Raw genomic sequence first — 15280 nt, 5'->3', positions numbered from 1 at the left:
AGTCGATGCGGGCCCTTCGGTCGTCTTACGCGCCGACCTTGAAGCGGGCGAAGCCGGTCAGGGTGAGACCGGCGTCTTCCGCAACCTTCGCGACGGAGACCTTGTTGTCCTTCGCGTAGTCCTGGTCGAGCAGCGAGACCTGCTTGACGAAGGCGTTGACACGGCCTTCGACGATCTTCGGGAGCGCAGCCTCGGGCTTGCCCTCGTTGCGCGAGATCTCGGTGACGATCTCACGCTCACGCTCGATGTCTGCGGCGGGGACCTCGTCACGCGACAGGTACGACGGGTTGGCGAACGAGATGTGCTGCGCGATGCTGCGAGCCGTCTCGGTGTCCGATCCCGTGTATGCGAGCACGACGCCGACCTGCGGGGGCAGGTCCTTGCTGGTCTTGTGAAGGTAGATCTCGAAGGCGTCGCCCGTCAGGGTGCGCACGCGACGCAGTTCGACCTTCTCGCCGATGATGGCGGCCTCGTCCGAGATGAGCTCCGCGATGGTCTTGTCGCCGGCGGGTGCGGCGAGAGCGGCCTCGGCGGAGTCGGCACCGGCGGCGATCGCCGCGTCGAGGACCTTGTCGGCGAGAGCGATGAAACGCTCGTTCTTCGCGACGAAGTCGGTCTCGGTGTTCAGCTCGATGATCGTGACGGTGTCGCCGGACTGCTTCGCGGCGACGAGGCCCTCGCTCGTGGAGCGGTCGGCACGCTTCGCGTTGCCCTTCGCGCCCTTGAGCCGCAGGATCTCGACGGCCTTCTCGAGGTCGCCGTCGGCCTCCTCGAGCGCCTTCTTGGTATCGACCATGCCCGTGCCGAGCTGCTCACGCAGAGTCTTGATGTCGGCGATCGTGAAGTTTGCCATGTAGCGGCTCCTTGGTTGTGTGAGTTCTCGTGGATGTCCCGGTCGGGTGGGCGTGCGCCGCACCCGACCGGGACCTCGTCGTGTGAGGAGTCTTACTCCGCTGCTTCCTTGGCGGCCTCTGCCTCATCGGCGGCGACCTTGGCGGCGGCCTCGTCCTTGACAGGTGCCTCAGCGTCCTGGCTCGCGTCGTCCGCGGCTTCGGCGGCGGCCACGTCGCCGGCGACGGCGTCGTGCGCTGCAGCACCTGCGACGTCGGCAGCCGACTCGGTCGCGGCGATCTCGACCTCAGCGACATCGGTCACAACGGGCGCACCCTGCTCGAGCAGCTCGCGCTCCCACTCGGCCAGGGGCTCTGCGGCCTGCTCGGTCTCACCCTGCGGCTGGTGACGCTGGATGAGGCCCTCAGCGGCGGCATCCGCGATGACCCGCGTGAGCAGGCTCACCGAGCGGATCGCGTCGTCGTTGCCGGGGATCGGGTACTGGAACTCGTCGGGGTCGGCGTTCGTGTCGAGGATGCCGATGACCGGGATGCCGAGCTTCGTGGCTTCGTTGACCGCGAGGTGCTCGCGCTTGGCGTCGATGACCCAGATGGCCGACGGGGTCTTCTGCAGGTTGCGGATACCGCCGAGCGACTTGTGCAGCTTGTCGAGCTCGCGCTTCTTGAGCAGCAGCTCCTTCTTGGTGAAGGGGCTCGAGGCGGGGTCGTCGTAGTCGAGCTCTTCGAGCTCCTTCATACGGGCGAGGCGCTTGGACACCGTCTGGAAGTTGGTGAGGAGGCCACCGAGCCAGCGCTGGTTGACGTAGGGCTGGCCGACACGCGTCGCCTGCTCTGCGATGATCTCCTGCGCCTGCTTCTTCGTGCCGACGAAGAGGACCGTGCCGCCGCGGGCGACCGTCTCCTTGACGAACTCGTATGCCTTGTCGATGTAGCCGAGCGACTGCTGCAGGTCGATGATGTGGATGCCCGAGCGCTCGGTCAGGATGAAGCGCTTGACCTTCGGGTTCCACCGGCGGGTCTGGTGTCCGAAGTGGACGCCACTGTCGAGCAGCTGGCGAATGGTGACGACGGCCATGGCCGTTCTCCTGTTCTGGCGCATGCGCGCCTCTTGCGGTTGTTTTCCGCCGACGATGTCGGCGAGCCTGGTGCCCGGCGCACGCCCGCTCTTGTTCGAAGAGACCGGTGGGAGTGGATGCCACGCCGTACGATTCCGGGGAATCCTCGGCGCTCTGGGCACGCGTAGTCATCTCGACAGACGAGATGCGCCTCCAGTGTAACAGGCGGGGCTCCTCCCCAGCGGGCTCCGGGCGGCGATGTCACACGGGTTTTCGCAGGCCCGCACCACCTCGCCGTGACGCGGTGAGAATCGGGTGGTGAACGCGCAGACGAATGTCTCACCGGCTAGGCGCAGCCTCGTGTTCGTGCTCGCCCTGGCGTGCTGTCTCGGGGGCCCGGCGCCGGCCGCAGGCTCTCTCGCTGCGTCGCCTGCGCAGCCCGCGTGGGTCTGGCCGTTGGCCGCGTCGCGGATCGTGGCGCCCTACGAGGCGCCTCCCCACCGATACGCCGCGGGCCATCGCGGTATCGATCTCGCGCCGGTCGGCGATGCGACCGTCGTCACTCCCGCGGCGGGGATCGTCGCCTTCGCGGGCTCGGTCGTCGATCGCCGCTTGGTGACCATCGATCACGGCGAGGGGATCGTGTCGACCCTCGAACCGGTCGACCCCACGGTAGAGGTCGGTGCCGTCGTCGAGCGGGGCGCGGCGATCGGCACGGTGTCGACGGGCGGGCACGCGGTTTCCGGCACGCTGCATCTCGGGGTGCGGCTGCACGGCGAGTACGTCAATCCCCTGTTGTTCCTCGGCGGCATCCGCCGCGCCGTGCTGCTCCCCTGCTGCTGACCGGTTCAGGCGCGCGGGTGCGCCTGACGGTAGCTGGCCGTCAGCCGTTCGCTCGACACGTGCGTGTATATCTGCGTCGTACCGAGGCTTGCGTGACCGAGCATCTCCTGCACAGCACGCAGATCGGCGCCGCCGTCGAGCAGGTGGGTCGCGGCCGAGTGCCGCAGCGCATGAGGTCCGACCGTTCCTCCGGCAACGGGCGACACTGCGCGTGTGACGACGTCGTAGACGGCGCGGGGCCCGACCCTGCTGCCACGGGCCCCGAGAAAGACAGCGCGCCCCAGACCGGCCTCGGTGCGTGCGGCCAGCACAGGGCGGGCGCGGACCAGGTAGGCGTCGAGCGCAGCCGCGGCGGGGACACCGTACGGCACGACGCGTTCTCGGTCGCCCTTTCCGACGACGCGCGCCGTTCGGGTCTCACGGTCGACATCATCGAGGTCGAGCCCGCACAGTTCGGCGACGCGCACCCCCGCGCCGTAGAGCAGTTCGAGCATGGCGTGGTCGCGGAGCGCGAGGGGGTCACCGTCGGCGGCGGACGCGCGGGCGGCATCCAGTATCGTGGCGAGCGCATCGGCGGTGGCGACGCGAGGCAATGTGCGCCCGCGTTTGGGGGCGACCAGCCGCAGGGTCGGATCGGCAGCACGGACCCCGTTCTCGACCGCCCACGCGAAGAACCCGCGGGCGGATGCCGTGCGCCGAGCGATCGTCGAGCGCGCGTCGCCGCGTTTGGTCGCCTGCCAGAGCCACTCGCGAAGCTTCTCGAGATCGATGCTGTCGACTTCGACGTCACCGACGACGCGGGCGAGATCGGTGAGGTCGGAGCGGTACCCCCGCACGGTTGCAGGCGAGAGGCGGCGAACATCGGCGAGATGCCGCACCCACTCCTCGATCGCGTCACGCACGTGCATGCCCCCCAGCATGCGTGGCCGCGGCGATGCGGTCGTGGCGGCTCGCCGTCTCCGCGGCTCACGGCCGCACCGCCTCACCGCCTCACCGCCGGGAGCCGGGCACCATGCGCCAGCCGCGTGTGTCGCGTTCTGCTTCGCCGGTCAGCCTCAGGAGGCCGAGGAGGGACTCGACGTCGCCACCGCTCATTCCGCTGCGCCGGGCGATGTCGGGCACGTCGCGCCAGGAGCGCGTGCTGAGCGCATCGCGGACGCGGCTCATGTCGTCGGTCGGTGGACGGTCGTCGGGTGTCCGTCGGTCATCGGGCGGCGGGTCGGGCAGCATCGAGCGGTAGCCGAGCATGTCGAGCACGTCGGCGCTGCTTGTGATGCACTCCGCGCCGAACTCGCGCAGCAGACGGTGGCAGCCCACCGACGACGCGCTCGTGATCGCTCCGGGAACGGCACCGAGCGGCCGTCCCAGCGCAGCGGCGTGTCCCGCCGTGTTGAGCGAACCGCTGCGAGCACCGGCCTCGACGACCACCGTCGCGTCGGCCAGCGCAGAGATGACCCTGTTCCGCTGCAGAAAGCGCCACTTGGTCGGGGCTGCTCCGCACGGCACTTCACTCACCAGCACCCCGGATCGGGCGATCTCGTCGATGAGCACGCTGTGACCGCGCGGGTAGGCCTGGTCGACTCCTCCCGCGAGCGATGCGATCGTCGTGCCCCCGACGCGGAGGGCCGCCCGGTGCGCGCTGCCGTCGATGCCATACGCCGCGCCGGACACGATCGTCACGCCATGGCTCGCCAGGTCTGCCGCGAGCTCGGTCGCGACGTGGTCGCCGTACGCGCTCGCGGCGCGCGCGCCGACGATCGCGACGACGGGCGCCCCGAGCGAGAGCAGACGCGGATCGCCGCGCGCCCAGAGCGCGAGCGGAGCGTGCTCGCCGAGGTCAGCGAGAGCGGTCGGCCAATCCGGGTCGGACGGCATCACCAGGGCGATGTCGGCAGCCGTCGCGTTGCGCAACGCCGCCGCGATCGTCGCGGGCACGAGCCGCGGCGTCCACCGTGCGAGATCGGCGCCGTTGAGTCCGGCGTCAGCGCGTCCTATCGCGTGCGACAGCGCGCCCGAGGCCCCCTCGGCCCCGACGAGGCGTCCGGCCGCACCATCACCCGGCTCGACGAGGCATGACCAGATGGCGCGCGCGTACCGCTCGACCAGCGATGCGTCGTCGTCGTGGGGCCGCGCGAGCGAGCCGAGGGCCGCGCGGGCGTTATCGGGTGTGAGATCGATCCACGTCACAGCGTGAGTCCCTTCTTGAGGTAGAGCGCCCTGCCGACGTCGTCGAGTCCGGGCTGCGAGCGTCCGGCAAGGTCGGCGAGGCTCCACGCGACGCGCAGCACCCGGTCGTAGCCGCGCAGTGTGATCGCCCCGCGGTGCAGCGCCGCATCGAGCGGTCGACGCACCGTCGAGGCGGGCGCGTGCGGACCGTCACGCAGCCACGTGCCCGCCACATCGACATTGACGCGCCAGGGCGTGTCCCGCAGACGATGAGCCGCCCGCTCCCGCGCCTCTGCGACACGCTCGCGCGCCCGAGCTGTGGTCAGCCGGGGACTGCGTGTCTCGCGGGTCGCGACCGCGACGCGCTCGAGGTGCAGCTCGATGTCGATGCGGTCCAGCAACGGACCCGACAGACGCCCGAGGTAGCGCCTGATCGCCATCGGCGTGCAGATGCACGCCCCACCCCGCACGCCGTATTGACCGCACGGGCACGGGTTCGTGGCGAGGATCAACTGGAAGCGGGCCGGAAATGCGGCCGTCACCCCCGCGCGGTGGATCTCGATCGCGCCTTGCTCCAGAGGCTGGCGCAGCGCGTCGAGCGCCGAGGCCGGGAACTCGCCCGCCTCGTCGAGAAAGAGAATGCCGCCGCTCGCGCGGGCGATCGCTCCCGGGCGCACGACCCGCGACCCGCCGCCGACGAGCGCGGCGATGCTGGCGCTGTGGTGCGGCGCTTCGAACGGGGGCGTGCGGGAGAGCTTGGCGATGGGTCGGCCCGAGAGCGAGAGGATCGACGCACACGCGAGCGCGTCGCGATCGCCGAGGTCGGGAAGGATGCCCGCCAGCCGTCGCGCCAGCATCGTCTTTCCCGCGCCAGGCGGTCCGGACATGAGCATGTGGTGCCCGCCGGCTGCCGCGACGACGATCGCCTCGACCGCATCTGCCTGGCCGACGACGTCGGCGAGATCGAGCGGCTGCGACGCGGGTGCCGGCGATACCCCCAGCGCGACGGGACTCTCGTCGTGCACCTCGATGTCGGCTCCGTGGCGCGCGGCGACGGACGCGAGGTTCACAGCACCGTGTACGTCGATGTCGTCGACGAGCCGTGCCTCGGAGAGATTCGCGTGCGGCACGACGACGCGACGCATGCCCGCGCGGGCTGCCGCGACCACCGCCGGAAGGACTCCGGGCACGGGACGCAGACGCCCGTCGAGGCCGAGCTCGCCGACGTGCACCGTGGAGGCCACCGAGGCCGGATCAAGCCCGCCCTCTGTCGCGAGCGCGGCGACGGCGATCGCCACGTCGAAGCCCGAACCCTGTTTGGGCAGCGCTGCGGGTGAGAGGTTCACGGTGAGTCGGCGGCGAGGCAGCTCAAGGCCGCTGTTGGCGGTCGCATTGCGCACACGCAGCACGGCTTCTCCCAGCGCCTTGTCGCCGAGCCCGATGATCCGGAAGTCAGGGGTCTGGTTCGTGAGGTCGGCCTCGACCTCGATGAGATGGCCATCGAGGCCTGTCAACGCGACCGACCACGTGCGTGCGACGCTCACGTCACCTCGAGATCGTCGATGAGCTCGATCCGGCCGCACGCGGGGTCGTCTCCCACGATCCCGACGGCGGCGAAGCGCAGCCGCCGGCCCTGAACCGCCTCGCGATGCTCGGCGATCCACGCCATCGCGAGTCGCCACAGGCGGGAACGCTTTCGGGCGTCGATCGCCTCGAAGGGATGCCCGAACTCCTCGCTGCGCCGCGTCTTGACCTCGACGATCAGGAGGTCGCGAGAAGTCACGGCGACGAGATCGAGTTCTCCTGCGCGACACCGCCAGTTGCGATCGACGATCGCGTACCCGAGCTTCTCGAGGTGCTCTGCCGCGCGCGTCTCGCCCGCGCGTCCGAATTCGTCTTTGGCTGCCATCGCCCCAGCATCGGCGCTGCGACATCACCGCGGATCACGCGGGCGGCATCCGTGGATCGACGACCGGGAATCCCTCTTCGGGAGGAGCCTTTTCGGTCAGCTGTCGAGGGACAGCTCGTCGGGAAGCTGGAAGTCCCGCCGTGTGAGCTCTTCGATGTTGACGTCTTTGAACGTCAGCACCCGCACGCTCTTCACGAACCGATCGGCTCGGTAGATATCCCACACCCACACATCGCTCATCGAGATCTCGAAATAGAAGTCGTGCTCGGTGTCGCGGCGCACGACATTGACGTCGTTGGCCAGATAGAACCGGCGCTCGGTTTCGATCACATACTGGAACTGCGATACGACGTCGCGATACTCCTTGTAGAGCGCGAGCTCGAGCTCGCGATCGTAGTCCTCGAAAACGTCGTCATCCATGGTGCCTCCAGCTTAGACGGGCCGCGCTGAGGGGACGGCATCCGTCCGTCAGAACAGCGTCGGCGCGTCGGTGATCGCCCACGAGGCGCGGTGATGCGCGCTGATGCCATGCGCGCGGATGGCTTCGCGATGCGTCGGGCTCGCGTAACCCTTGTTACGCCCCCAGTCATACTGCGGCAGATCGTCGTGCAGTCGGGTCATCAGGGTGTCACGAGCGACCTTCGCGATGACGGATGCCGCCGCCGCGCTGGCGCAGTCGCGGTCCGCCTTGACGACAGGTCGCACCTGCAGGCCCACAGCCCCCGCCGGCGTGATGTAGTCGTGGTTGCCGTCCAGCAGGACGATCGCATCTTCGGGCACGATCCCGTGGGCGCGCAGGTCAGCGAGGGCGCGGATCGTCGCGAGACCCAACGCCCGCATGATGCCGACCTCGTCGATCTCGGCGGAACTGGCCCACCCGACCGCGCTGGCGGACACCCACTGCGCCGCGCGAGCTGCCACCGCAGGGCGGCGCAGCTCGGGTACGAGCTTGGAGTCGCGCAGACCCTCAGGCACCCTTTGGCGCGAGCGCCGCGCGTCGATGACCGCCGCGCCGACCGCGACAGGACCCGCCAGCGCGCCGCGGCCCACCTCGTCGCACGCGATGACGATTGCGTGCTCCTTGAGCAGCCGTCGCTCGAGCGTGAGACGCGGCGCCGTCACCGTCATGGCGCGTCGGCCCCCTCCGGGTCGGGTACGCCCGAGAACACCTCATGGTGGAAGTCGAGAAGTGAGAAGCGGTCGAACGGCCACGTGATGACGAATGCGCGGCCCACGACGTTGTCGACGGGGACGAATCCCTTCCCCGGCTGGTTCGTGTTGTAGCGCGAGTCCTTCGACCGGTTGCGGTTGTCGCCCAAGACCCACAGGCTGCCTTCGGGCACGACGACATCGAACGTGTCGGCCGACGCAGGGCTGCCTCCGGGCAGCTTCGTGTACGGCGTCTCGTCGATCGGCACCCCATTGACGGTGAGCTGGCCGAGCGCATTGCAGCAGACGACGTGATCGCCCGGCAGTCCGATGATGCGCTTCACGAGATGGTCGTCGCTGTCGGGCGCGGTGAGTCCCACGAAGCCGAGGACCCCGTCGATCGCCTCGATGAACGGCGCGCGCTCGGGTCGCGTGCTGGGTGGCAGCCAGCCTCCGGGATCGCGGAACACGACGATGTCGCCCCGCTCGTAGCCCGTGAACCGCGGTGTGAGCTCGTCGACGAAGATCCGGTCGTTGACGACGAGGGTGTCCTCCATCGAGCCGGACGGGATGTAGAAGGACCGCACGACGAAGGTCTTGACGAGGAAGGACACGAGCACCGCGACCAGCACGATCACGATGACGTCGCGCAGGAAGATGAGCCAGCTGCGACGACCGCTGCTGTCATCAGAGGTGTCCGAAGACCGAGCTGGTTCAGCCGACGCCGTCTGCTCGGTGGTCATGGAGATCCTTCGCGGGGAGAACGCCGGGCGGCGGCGGAACCGTCCTCCAAGGTTCGCACATTCGGAGGCGACAGGACGCCCGGGCACAGCCGATTCTGCCGAGCTGTCCCGGGCATGATACGACGATGCCCCGGACACGTGGTCCGGGGCATCGCAACACGAGGTCAGTTCTCGCGCTTCTCCTTGATCTTGGCCTTCTTGCCACGGAGGTTGCGCAGGTAGTAGAGCTTCGCGCGACGCACGTCGCCGCGGCTCACGATCTCAATGTGGTCGATCACGGGGCTGTGCACCGGGAAGGTGCGCTCCACGCCGACCTGGAAGCTGATCTTGCGGACCGTGAAGGTCTCGCGGACGCCGTCACCCTGGCGGCCGATGACGACCCCCTGGAAGACCTGGATACGCGAGCGGGTGCCCTCCGTGATGTTGACGTGCACCTTGACGGTGTCACCGGGGCCGAAAGCGGGAATGTCGGAACGCAGCGATGCTGCGTCGACCGAATCGAGGATCTGCATGATCGTTTCTCTCTGCGACCGCCACAGGTCGATCGCGGGAAGGAATGGAAAGGATGTCGTGTGTCCGAAGCCATCGGCATGGATCCGAAGGGCAGACTCCCCTGAGGCAGAGTCGGGTCAGGACACAAACAGCCATTCTGCCACGGATGACGGATGCCACCAAAATGGGGCCGCGGATCAGCCCAGAGGTGACCCGGGCTTCTCGGTGATGACGATGACGTCCTCTGCCACGGGCTCGGAACGGGGCGCCGCCGGCGCGATGTAACCGACCCCGCTGCTCGTGCGCAGCAGGAAGGTCGAGGGCTTTGCCTGATTCCACAGCTGAGCCAGTTCGAGCCAGAAGAGTGCAAGGCCCGCGATGATGGCGGTGACGACCGTCGGGGCCCACCAGGTGGGGTCGAAGAAGCCGAGCGCGATGACGAGCAGGTGCCATACCGTCAGGCCGGCGACGTCGGCCCAGGACACGGCGCGATGCGCACGGACAGTGCCACGCGCGCGAATGAGCAGGGTGAGCACGAGCTGCCAGATGAACACGCCCGGGATCGCGAGGAAGAGCACCCAGAGGAACCCCCAGGCGCCCGCGTTGAAGACGCTCCAGCCGATGAGCAGCCACAACGGCAGCACGAATGCGGCCGGGATGAGCCAGCCGAAGAATGCACGTCGCAACCACATGGCTCTGATGCTACGCCGCCCCGGCGGAGGGCAGCAGGGCGCGCAGAGAAGGACACAGCAGATTCCCCGCGTCGGGTCCGCCAGAATGGACGAAGTCGATGAGAGGACTCCCATGATCGAACTGCGCACCCCCGCCGAGATCGAAGCGATGCGCCCGGCAGGACGATTTGTCGCCGAGACCCTCGCAACGCTGCGCGACGAGACCAAGGTGGGCACGAACCTCCTCGCGATCGATCGTCGCGCCCACGAGCTCATCCGCCGAGCCGGTGCCACCTCGTGCTACATCGACTATCACCCCTCCTTCGGGGCCAGCCCGTTCGGCAAGGTGATCTGCACATCGGTCAACGACGCTGTGCTGCACGGACTCCCCCACGACTATGCGCTGCGCGACGGCGACCTCGTGTCCCTGGACTTCGCCGTGTCGATCGACGGCTGGGTGGCAGACAGCGCCGTGTCGTTCGTCGTGGGCACACCCCGCGACGAAGACCTCGCCCTCATCGACACGACCGAACGAGCCTTGAGCGCGGCCATCGCCACCGCCACCGTAGGACACCGGGTGGGCGATATCTCGCACGCGATCGCCGAGATCGCGCACGCCGACGGCTACTCGATCAACACCGATTTCGGCGGCCACGGCGTCGGCCGCGAGATGCACGGCGATCCGCACGTGCCGAACGACGGCAAGCCCTCGCGGGGCTATCCGCTGCGCGCGGGCCTGGTGCTGGCTCTCGAACCGTGGTTCCTGCAGACGACCGATGAGCTCGTCACCGACCCGGATGGCTGGACGCTGCGGTCCGCCGACGGCTCGCGCGGCGCCCACTCTGAGCACACGATCGCCATCACCGAGGACGGTCCCGTCATCCTGACCGACCGCTCGTTCCTCGGCGTCGACTAGTCGTTCTTCCCGGAGGTGCTGCGTCGAGGGCGTCTCAACCGTCGCCTGCTTACGAGCGGTCCCGGAGAGGGGTCTCAAGCACGGCGCGAACCGAGTCCTTGAGCGCTCGGTGGTAGCTGGTGAGGAGCAGCTTGGTGTGTCGGAGATCCTCCGCGCTGAGCCCGGAATGCGCGTCACCTTGATTAGCCCTGTAGAGCGCTTCGGTGTCCCGGTCATGCAGCTGGAAGAACCTGACGGTGAGCAAGTCCATGACTCGGTGCCATAATTGCCGCGGCTGATCGTCGGCGAAGTAGCCTTCGAGGCGATTCTCCAGTATCTCCCCCGTCGCCCGACTCTTGAGGTACTGCGCGTCCAGTGCTGATCGAGCAGCCGCTGTGTCGTGGTCATACCTCTTGGCGCGCCAGTAATTCTGCGCACTGAGGTACAACGTGCCCGCGGCGTCGGTCATCGCAGAGATCAGCTCCTGCCGCAACTCGTCGTCCGCGCGCGCTCTTTCCTGGTCCCGGACCATATCGGCACGGAGCTCTTCGTGGCGGCGCAGCGCATCCTCTCGGGCGTGTTGCTGTGCCTTGTCCGCGGCTTCGCGGCGACGCGTGACCATCGACGTGATCGCCCAGACGAGGAGGCCGCCGATGAGAACTGTGATGAGCGGGCCGATAGCCGCCACGAGCAACCGCTCGCCGAGGGGTGTCTCCTGCGCCAGCACCCACTGCTGCATGTGAGAAAGCTAGCCCGCCACAGCCTGAGCTGTCTACGACACCGCTAGTGTGCGAATCGTCCCGAGCGTATCCTCGGATGACCAGGGAAAAGAGACGGGCACGGGCATTCGAACGGGCGGCGATGGCGCGTTGGCTCGTGGGCCTATCGCCATCGATTCAGGAGATCCGCGCTGAGATCCACGGCGTTCTACAAGGAGGCAACGATGCGTGCCAGGCCCAACAATCCCGACCACGACACGGACCAGAATCAGGAGGAAGAGGAGGAGGAGGATCGACGACCTCTGCGAGGAGTCTCGAACCTACGGCTCGGCTAGGTATATGACCTGACGGCAGCTCCCCGATGGGTTGAGTCCTAGGACACGGACTGTCACCGTCACTGTCGGCCAGACCGTTCTCACGGGGAGAGCGACTCGTCCGGCAGAAGGTCGGGCCGGCGTTCACGCGTGCGCTCGATCTGCTGCTCCCGGCGCCACGCGGCGACTTTGCCGTGGTGACCGCTCAGAAGCACCTCGGGCACGTCGTACCCGCGCCAGGACGCGGGCTTCGTGTACGACGGGTACTCGAGCAGGCCGTCCTCATGGGATTCCTCGACGAGACTCTCGGGGTTTCCGACGACGCCGGGGATGAGCCGGCCGATCGCCTCGATCATCGCCATCGCGGCGACCTCTCCCCCGTTGAGGACATAGTCCCCGAGGCTCACGAGCCGCACGTCGCCGAGCGTCGCGGCGTACGAGAACACACGCTCGTCGATGCCCTCGTAGCGTCCGCAGCCGAACACGAGGTGCGGCGCGGTGGACAGCTCGCGGGCGGTGGCCTGGGTGAATCGCTCCCCCGCGGGCGAGGGGAAGACGAACACGGGTGGGGATGCGGCATCCGAGACGATCGAATCGAGCGCTTCGCCCCACGGCTCGGGCTTCATGACCATGCCGGCACCGCCGCCGTATGGCGTGTCATCGACCGTGCGATGACGATCGTGCGTGTGATCGCGCAGATCGTGCACGCGGATGTCGAGCAGTCCGTTGCCACGGGCTCGGCCGAGAAGCGAGACCTCCAGCACGTCGAAGAACGACGGGAAGATCGAGACGACGTCGATGCGCACGTCAGTCCTCCGCGGACTCGTCCTCGGCGGCGGGGGTCGCGGGCTCCTCCGTCGTGAGCTCTTCGAAGAGTCCCGCGGGCGGGGTGACCGTGATGCGGCCGGCCTCGATGTCCACGTCGGGCACGATCGCCGAGACGAACGGCACGAGCACTTCGTGACCATCCCGGAGGTTGATCACGAGAAGATCCTGCGCGGGCATGTGGTCCACGCGCACGACGCGGCCGACGACGGCGCCGTCACGCACGACGTCGAGACCGATGAGCTGATGGTGGTACCAGGCGTCGTCTTCGGCCGAGACCGCGTCGGCGTCCTGATCCACCCAGAGGATCGCGCGGATGAGCTCTTCGGCTCCCGAACGGTCCTCGACGCCCTCGAAGAACGCGACGGCGTGGGAGTTCATCCACCGGAACTCGCGCACCGTGAGCTGCTTGCCGTGCCAGGGGGACGAATCCGGCACCTGCAGAGTGAAGGTCGACCCCGGTGAGAACCGGCCGTCGGGGTCGTCGGTGTAGAGCTCGACCTTGAGCGCGCCCTTCAGCCCGTGAGCCTTCACGAGGCGTCCGACCCGGAGCTGCGTGCGTCCGAGGGGTGAAGCGGGACTGGGCGAGGGTGTGTCGTGCGCCGGATTCGGCGTGGGTTCGTCAGTCATCAATCGTCCGCGACGTCGACTCGCACGCGGCGTCCGTCCGCGAGCGAGGAGATGAGCGTGCGCAGCGCCTTGGCTGTGCGGCCGCCGCGCCCGATCACGCGGCCCCGGTCGTCCGGGTGCACGCGCACCTCGAGGACGTCACCACGGGGCGACGTGGACGACTGGATGCGGACATCGTCGGGATGATCGACGATGCCCTTGACAACGTGTTCGAGCGCGGCGGCGAGCAATGTCTTACTCTGCGTCGGTCGCGTCGGCGGCGGGCGCGGCAGCCTCAGCCTCAGCGGCGGGCTCGTCGGCCTTCTTCTCAGCCTTGGGCTTGACGACGGACTTCTTGGATGCGTCGACCTCGAACGGCACCTTCTCGGGGGCCACGCGCACGGTCGAGACGGCGTTGGGGTCACCCTTGAACTTGCCCCAGTCGCCCGTGAGCTTGAGGAGGGCACGCACCTGCTCGGTCGGCTGGGCGCCGACACTCAGCCAGTGCTGGGCGCGCTCCGAGTCGACCTCGATGACCGAGGGCTCCTCGGTCGGGTGGTACTTGCCGATTTCTTCGATGACGCGGCCATCGCGCTTGGTGCGCGAGTCTGCGACGACGATGCGGTAGTACGGGGCACGAATCTTGCCGAAACGCTTGAGACGGATCTTGACAGCCACGATTCTCCTGAATGTGTGGAAGCGGATGAACGTCGCCTGGAGCGTGGGGTGCACACCCGGCGGGAGCTCGGAAGGGGATCGCCACACCGGATAGAGGGTCGAGTGGGGCGTCCAGCCCTCTATTCTGCCAGATGATACGGGATGCCGCGAAACCTCGGAGTCGCGTGTCGGCGCGTGCGAAACTGAGCGGATGACGGTGGCTTTCGCGACATCCGCCCGCTCTTCGGTCGGGCTCGAATGGGAAATCATGCTCGCCGACCGGGAGACGGGCGATCTCGTGCCGCGCGCCCCCGCCGTTCTCGAAGCTCTCGGCGACTCGACGGAGCACGAGCGTCACACCGTGACGGGCGAGCTGCTGACGAACACCGTCGAGGTCACGAGCGGCATCGGCAACACCGTCGCCGCCGCCGTCGACGACATCGCCGATGCGATCGCCGCGATCCGCGCGGTCACCGATCCGCTGGACATCGAGCTGCTGTGCGCGGGGAGCCACCCGTTCGCGCAGTGGTACGACCAGGAGGTGACCGCGAAGACCCGGTACCAGTCGCTCATCGAGCGCACGCAGTGGTGGGGACGCAACATGATGATCTGGGGCATCCACATCCACGTGGGAGTCGAAGACGTCACCAAGGTGTTCCCCATCATCAATGCCCTGTCGGCCTATCTGCCGCACCTCCAGGCACTGTCCGCGTCGAGTCCGTACTGGGCGGGCGAACGCACGGGATACGCCTCCAACCGCAGCCTCGTCTTCCAGCAGCTGCCGACCGCCGGACTGCCGTGGCCGCTCCAGGATTGGGCCGAGTTCGAGGAGTATCTGCGCGGCATGATCGCCACCGACGTCATCGCTGACCCGACCGAAGTGCGCTGGGACATCCGCCCGGCACCGCGGTGGGGAACCATCGAGGTGCGCGCGTGCGACGGGATGTCGACCCTGCCCGAGCTGGCCGCCCTCGCAGCACTCGTGCAGACGCTCGTCGAGCATTTCTCGCGCGAGCTCGACGAGGGCCGTGAGCTCACGACGCTGCCGCCGTGGTTCACGCGCGAGAACAAGTGGCGCGCCGCGCGCTACGGCCTGGACGCCGAGGTGATCATCGATCGCGAGGGCACGCAGCGCCCTGTCACGGACCACATCCGCGAGACGCTCGAACGCCTCGACGACGTCGCGGTCGAGCTGAAGTGCGCGCGCGAATTCGCCGGCATCGAGTCGATCCTCACCGAAGGATGCAGCGCGACACGTCAAAGACTCGTCGCCGACGCCTCAGACGGCGACCTGCGCGCCGTCGTACAGCACCTCATCCGCGAGTTCCGGACCGGCCCCACACTGCGGGAGCACCTGTCGCGACGCTGAGGTGGCCAGCGCC

The 15280-nt window shown here is 68.3% G+C and carries 19 protein-coding genes; 3 read left to right on the top strand and 16 right to left on the bottom strand.

Annotation, left to right across the window (positions count from 1 at the left end; all coding sequences use genetic code 11):
• Window positions 1–25 precede the first annotated feature (25 nt).
• A complete protein-coding gene (gene tsf, locus AC25Y0_RS12015) occupies window positions 26–853 on the bottom strand; it encodes a translation elongation factor Ts (RefSeq protein ID WP_488123332.1) in 828 nt (275 codons plus the stop codon).
• Window positions 854–945: 92 nt separating this feature from the next.
• The gene (gene rpsB, locus AC25Y0_RS12010) at window positions 946–1926 is read right to left on the bottom strand and encodes a 30S ribosomal protein S2 (RefSeq protein WP_488123333.1); all 981 of its coding nucleotides are present in this window, start codon (window positions 1924–1926) and stop codon (window positions 946–948) included.
• A 298-nt stretch (window positions 1927–2224) separates the two neighbouring features.
• On the opposite strand from rpsB, the gene AC25Y0_RS12005 reads away from it, so the two are divergent.
• Window positions 2225–2749 (top strand): murein hydrolase activator EnvC family protein, encoded by a 525-nt coding sequence (locus AC25Y0_RS12005; protein WP_488123334.1) that lies wholly within the window; start codon window positions 2225–2227, stop codon window positions 2747–2749.
• Window positions 2750–2754: 5 nt separating this feature from the next.
• On the opposite strand, the gene AC25Y0_RS12000 is transcribed toward AC25Y0_RS12005, so the two are convergent.
• The 9 genes from AC25Y0_RS12000 to AC25Y0_RS11960 all read right to left on the bottom strand — a co-directional run bounded on the left by AC25Y0_RS12000 (window position 2755) and on the right by AC25Y0_RS11960 (window position 9900).
• Window positions 2755–3657, bottom strand: coding sequence for a tyrosine recombinase XerC (locus AC25Y0_RS12000; protein WP_488134717.1), 903 nt, complete (start codon window positions 3655–3657; stop codon window positions 2755–2757).
• An 82-nt stretch (window positions 3658–3739) separates the two neighbouring features.
• Window positions 3740–4936: a DNA-processing protein DprA gene (dprA, locus tag AC25Y0_RS11995; protein WP_488123336.1), complete on the bottom strand. Its 1197-nt coding sequence runs from the start codon at window positions 4934–4936 to the stop codon at window positions 3740–3742.
• Window positions 4933–6459, bottom strand: a complete 1527-nt coding sequence (locus tag AC25Y0_RS11990) for a YifB family Mg chelatase-like AAA ATPase (protein WP_488123337.1) — start codon at window positions 6457–6459, stop codon at window positions 4933–4935. The genes dprA and AC25Y0_RS11990 overlap by 4 nt, the downstream gene beginning before the upstream one ends.
• Window positions 6456–6824, bottom strand: coding sequence for a YraN family protein (locus tag AC25Y0_RS11985; protein WP_488123338.1), 369 nt, complete (start codon window positions 6822–6824; stop codon window positions 6456–6458). Before AC25Y0_RS11985 ends, AC25Y0_RS11990 begins: the two co-directional genes overlap by 4 nt.
• Before the next feature lie 96 nt (window positions 6825–6920).
• Window positions 6921–7244 (bottom strand): DUF2469 family protein, encoded by a 324-nt coding sequence (locus tag AC25Y0_RS11980; RefSeq protein ID WP_488123339.1) that lies wholly within the window; start codon window positions 7242–7244, stop codon window positions 6921–6923.
• 48 nt (window positions 7245–7292) lie between these two features.
• Window positions 7293–7952 (bottom strand): ribonuclease HII, encoded by a 660-nt coding sequence (gene rnhB, locus AC25Y0_RS11975; RefSeq protein ID WP_488134716.1) that lies wholly within the window; start codon window positions 7950–7952, stop codon window positions 7293–7295.
• A complete protein-coding gene (gene lepB / locus AC25Y0_RS11970; RefSeq protein WP_488123341.1) occupies window positions 7949–8716 on the bottom strand; it encodes a signal peptidase I in 768 nt (255 codons plus the stop codon). The genes rnhB and lepB overlap by 4 nt, the downstream gene beginning before the upstream one ends.
• Before the next feature lie 164 nt (window positions 8717–8880).
• Window positions 8881–9228, bottom strand: coding sequence for a 50S ribosomal protein L19 (rplS, locus tag AC25Y0_RS11965; protein ID WP_488123342.1), 348 nt, complete (start codon window positions 9226–9228; stop codon window positions 8881–8883).
• Window positions 9229–9405: 177 nt separating this feature from the next.
• Window positions 9406–9900: an MFS transporter permease gene (locus AC25Y0_RS11960; protein WP_488123343.1), complete on the bottom strand. Its 495-nt coding sequence runs from the start codon at window positions 9898–9900 to the stop codon at window positions 9406–9408.
• 112 nt (window positions 9901–10012) lie between these two features.
• On the opposite strand from AC25Y0_RS11960, the gene map reads away from it, so the two are divergent.
• Window positions 10013–10795, top strand: a complete 783-nt coding sequence (map, locus tag AC25Y0_RS11955; protein WP_488123344.1) for a type I methionyl aminopeptidase — start codon at window positions 10013–10015, stop codon at window positions 10793–10795.
• A 49-nt stretch (window positions 10796–10844) separates the two neighbouring features.
• Here the strand turns inward: map and AC25Y0_RS11950 are convergent, their stop codons facing one another.
• The 5 genes from AC25Y0_RS11950 to rpsP form a co-directional block, all read right to left on the bottom strand.
• The gene (locus AC25Y0_RS11950; protein ID WP_488123345.1) at window positions 10845–11513 is read right to left on the bottom strand and encodes a hypothetical protein; all 669 of its coding nucleotides are present in this window, start codon (window positions 11511–11513) and stop codon (window positions 10845–10847) included.
• A 395-nt stretch (window positions 11514–11908) separates the two neighbouring features.
• Window positions 11909–12613, bottom strand: a complete 705-nt coding sequence (gene trmD, locus AC25Y0_RS11945) for a tRNA (guanosine(37)-N1)-methyltransferase TrmD (RefSeq protein ID WP_488134715.1) — start codon at window positions 12611–12613, stop codon at window positions 11909–11911.
• A gap of 1 nt (window position 12614) precedes the next feature.
• Complete coding sequence (gene rimM, locus AC25Y0_RS11940; protein WP_488123347.1) at window positions 12615–13262, bottom strand: ribosome maturation factor RimM; 648 nt, start codon at window positions 13260–13262, stop codon at window positions 12615–12617.
• On the bottom strand, window positions 13262–13492 hold the full coding sequence (locus AC25Y0_RS11935; protein ID WP_376127620.1) for an RNA-binding protein: 231 nt from the start codon (window positions 13490–13492) through the stop codon (window positions 13262–13264). Before AC25Y0_RS11935 ends, rimM begins: the two co-directional genes overlap by 1 nt.
• A gap of 4 nt (window positions 13493–13496) precedes the next feature.
• Entirely contained in the window at window positions 13497–13919 is a 423-nt protein-coding gene (gene rpsP, locus AC25Y0_RS11930; RefSeq protein ID WP_488123348.1) for a 30S ribosomal protein S16, read from the bottom strand.
• Between the two features lie 190 nt (window positions 13920–14109).
• Between rpsP and AC25Y0_RS11925 the strand changes: the two genes are divergently transcribed.
• Window positions 14110–15267 carry a glutamate--cysteine ligase gene (locus tag AC25Y0_RS11925; RefSeq protein WP_488134714.1) on the top strand — a complete coding sequence of 386 codons (1158 nt, stop codon included), beginning with the start codon at window positions 14110–14112 and terminating at the stop codon, window positions 15265–15267.
• Window positions 15268–15280 lie beyond the last annotated feature (13 nt).

The organism is Microbacterium sp. Y547 (genome assembly GCF_057669785.1).
Note: the sequence above shows the minus strand (reverse complement) of the source record. Positions and strands in the feature narration are given on the sequence as shown.